Origin of the sequence: Prosthecobacter sp., from assembly GCF_020439865.1 — a bacterium.
In the GTDB taxonomy this organism is placed as follows: domain Bacteria; phylum Verrucomicrobiota; class Verrucomicrobiia; order Verrucomicrobiales; family Verrucomicrobiaceae; genus Prosthecobacter.
Map to the genome: position 1 here is coordinate 1 of NZ_JAGRPF010000234.1, position 3,590 is coordinate 3,590.

At 59.4% G+C, this 3,590-nt stretch carries 3 protein-coding genes; 1 reads left to right on the forward strand and 2 read right to left on the reverse strand.

Annotation, left to right across the window (positions count from 1 at the left end; genetic code table 11):
- Positions 1–1,239, reverse strand: a 1,239-nt coding sequence (locus tag KDL09_RS24790; RefSeq protein ID WP_294391504.1) for a serine/threonine-protein kinase, incomplete at its 3' end; no start/stop codon positions are given.
- Positions 1,240–1,582: 343 nt separating this feature from the next.
- Here KDL09_RS24790 and KDL09_RS24795 point away from each other — a divergent pair.
- Complete coding sequence (locus KDL09_RS24795; RefSeq protein WP_294391506.1) at positions 1,583–2,620, forward strand: hypothetical protein; 1,038 nt, start codon at positions 1,583–1,585, stop codon at positions 2,618–2,620.
- Between the two features lie 104 nt (positions 2,621–2,724).
- Here the strand turns inward: KDL09_RS24795 and KDL09_RS24800 are convergent, their stop codons facing one another.
- On the reverse strand, positions 2,725–3,468 hold the full coding sequence (locus KDL09_RS24800) for a glycosyltransferase (RefSeq protein ID WP_294391508.1): 744 nt from the start codon (positions 3,466–3,468) through the stop codon (positions 2,725–2,727).
- Positions 3,469–3,590 lie beyond the last annotated feature (122 nt).

Sequence of the window (3,590 nt, forward strand, 5' to 3'; positions counted from 1 at the left end):
AACAGGCGCGGTGATCATTGAGGTGGCTGCCGCAGTGCTCGCTGGTGCGGTTGACTCTGGCGTGACTGGTGATGGCCTTTCGACAATTGCAGGGGCCGCAGGAGTGGATGGAGACGAGGGGGTGGTGGCAGTGGGAGGCGAAGATGCCTGCACAGAAGCGGGCGGAGGGGTGGGCTCGGCGCTTGCTGCGGTCTTTGGGGGCATGTTCCGAGTTTTCTCCCAATAGAACCCGAATGCGAGGCTGCCGAGCACCAGCAGTGCTGCCCAGCGCAGGAGAGATCCGTCACGCTGTCTGACGACAGGTCCAGTTTCTTCGAACTCCCCGTCGCTTTCCTCTTCCGGTCTTTGCGGGCGCGCTTCTGTCGGGAGCGCGGCGTGGGCATGAGAATCATCATCTGACACCTTGGCTACTGGCTGGGTCAGGATCGCGTCCAGATCTGCACGGAGCGACTCGGCGGATTGATAACGCAGGTCGCGGTCATTGCGGAGCGCTTTTGTGATTATGGCATCAAAGCGCGGATCCGTGCCGGGCACCTGCTCCGAAGGCATTTCAAACATGCCCTGCGGCAGGCTGCCGGTAAGCATCTGGAAAAGCATGACCCCCACGGCATACAGATCCGCGCGATGATCCACCGCTGCGCCGAGTGTTAGCGTTTCGGGGGCCATGTAGTGCAGCGTGCCCATGGCCATGCCGCTGCGGGTCAGGCCTGATTCGCCGCCTTGGTTGATTTTGGCGAGGCCAAAATCCGCCACCTTCACCACTCCATCGTAACCGACCATGATGTTGGCCGGTTTGATGTCGCGGTGGATGATGCCACGCTCGTGGGCATATTGCAGCGCGTCGCAAACATGCGCTGTGATGGCCAGTGCGTGCTCGGCGGGCAGCCGCCCCTGCTGTGCCACCATGCGCGAGACGTCCGTGCCCTCGACATACTCCATCACGATGTAGAGCGTGCCGTCAGCCGCCTCGCCGGAGTCGTAAACGGCGACAATGCCAGGGTGATTCATCCGGGCCATCGCCCGCGCCTCGTTTTTGAAACGTTCGGCGTAGCTTTCATCCACTACATCCAGACCGGGCGGCAGAATCTTGATGGCGACAGCCCGGTCGAGGTTCAACTGCCTTCCCTGATAAACCGCCCCCATGCCGCCGCGTCCCAGCAGCTTCGTGATCTCATACTGTGGCAGCAGGGCGTGAAGTTCCTCCACACTCGGTGGCTGCCAGGATTTCGACCGCTTCACAGGGGTGGGGGGGATGGTCTCATTGCCGCCTGGTGGCGATGATGTGGATGAAGAGTCTTCATTCATGACGCAACAAAAACGACAGATCGAGCAACCGAAGCTACAGGAGATGCCCATCATGGTGCCTGAAGCCGCCGACAATCAATGATTTTTCCGCAAGCTCATCCGCTGGCTCTGAATGTCCGAGGGCAAGGCACGGTGCGTTGGTCTCGGGTCCAAATTCGCAGGCTGTCTGCGCGATGGCATTCGACCCATGGGTTTGGCCGCAAGCACGCGCTGTGTGCGGTGCTTTGCCGGTTGACATCCGGAAGTCTTGTGTTGAGCATGAAAAATGAAGACTTGCATGTTGTCCTGTGTGGTCTGGTGTCTGCTGCTCGCAACGGCATATGCGAGAGAGTTTACCGATGCCTCTGGCCGTAAGATTACGGGTGAAATCAGTTCGGCGAGTCCATCTCAAGGCACCGTGACCCTGATTCGTCAAGACGGTGTTGTTGTTACATTTCCGTACAAGCTTCTGACGGCTTCCGATCAACTTTATGTATCACAGTGGTGGAAGGAAAATCGCAAGTTCTCCTTCCGAATCCAATCTCAACTCGTACGTGGCAGCCGGGTCAATGTCGGGGCCATATCCAAAGAGACGAGTGGCGGAACCGCGACGGCCAATGTGACAGAAGCACGGGCAGGCTATGTCATCGACATTCAAAACTTTTCCAATGAACCAACGCCCCCGCTGGTGCTGCAGTGTGTGTTGTTTACCAAGGCCGACAAAGGCGCGAAAATGGACAGACCGCTGCCCTACACCTATTGCGAAGAAGCCATGCCGGCGTTGAATGCCAGTGCGCAACACCGGTTTGGGACGGCCGACATGGTGCTCAACGGGGCACGCGCGGGCAGCTCTTCCATGTTCAGATCGGGAAACGCGAAAGTGATGAGGGACCAGGCCGGAGGTTTCTTTCTGCAAATCTGGTCGGGGGACCGCCCTGTGTTTGTTTATGCAACGGAAAAGGAGCTGGAGGATTTCGGCAACGAGTGCATTCTGCGCTGGATTGCACGGGCGTTTCCTGGTGCGACGAATGAGGTGCTGAACATCACCAAGCCGTTGGATTTGTCCAGCTTGCCAAGTCCGTTCAATTCAGGCAAGGCCGTCCCTCTCATTAGCCGATTGGAGGGAACTCGCTGGCAGTATGGTGGAAAGGGAACAATTGAGTTTAAGAATGGCGACATTCTTGCGAGCTGGGGATCATCCGGCGCGGCGTTTACCGAGGGCATACAGTGGATCCAATGGGAGGACGAAGATGTCGAAATGGAGTTCGACATGGCACTGACAAAGTTTACGGCGAGAAGCGAGGGGCAGCCCGATGTTCGTGGGCAAAGGCAATGAGTCGCGCGGGTTGATCCTCCGAAGTTATCGGAGAGATTCGTCAGGTGGGTTTGTTAGCCTTTATACAGCCAGCCAATGAAAATGAATTCATGCATGGATGGGCGTCAGGCGTGGCGTCGTTGTTGGTTCATTTTGATCCTCCAGACATCTCGCGCCATGCGCCAGGAGTCGCGGATGAGGTGGACGTGGCCGCCGGGGGTTTCGAACCAGGCGATGGGGATCTCGAGGAAGGGGACGCCGGCGTCGTGCAGGGCGGCGAGGAGCTCGACGTCGAACGCGAAGCCGTGGATGCGCAGGGCGGGGGCGATGCGCTCGTAGGCGCTGCGGGGGACGAGCTTCAGGCCGCACTGGCTGTCGTGAATGCGGATGTGGAGGAGCGTGGAGACGAGGGAACCGAAGACGTGGCCGATGAAGCGGCGCTTCCACTGCCGGTGCACCTGCTTGCCGAACTGGCTGAGGCGTGAGGCGAAGAGCGCGGTGTGTGGCGTGAGCTGCTCGCGTGCGCGGCCGACGAGATGCGTGACCTCGGTGGCGGAGCAGGAGCCGTCAGCATCGACGAAGCCGAGCCAGTCGGCGTCTTTTTCCATGTTCCAGCCGGTGTAAACGGCGCCGCCTTTGCCGAGATTGTCCGGCATGAAGAGCGGCTCGAGCAGATGCGGGTGCTTCTCGCGCAGAGGCGCGATGATGGCGCGCATGCGGTCGGTTTCAGGATCGTCGGAGCCGTCTTCGACGATGCGGATCGTCACGTCGCCGAGTTCACGCGTCACCTCACAGAGCTCAGCGAGGAAGGGCCCGATGCGTCCGCTCTCCTGAAAGCAGGGGATGACGAGGTGGACGGAGGCGGGCATGAAGTCGGTGAAGAAAAACGAAGGCGGAACAAAGATGACGGAGTGGGAAGGACTGGTTTATCAGGAGGTTGGGGCGTTGGGAATGAGAAATTGGAAAAGGTGGCGAAGGGCGAAGGGCGAAG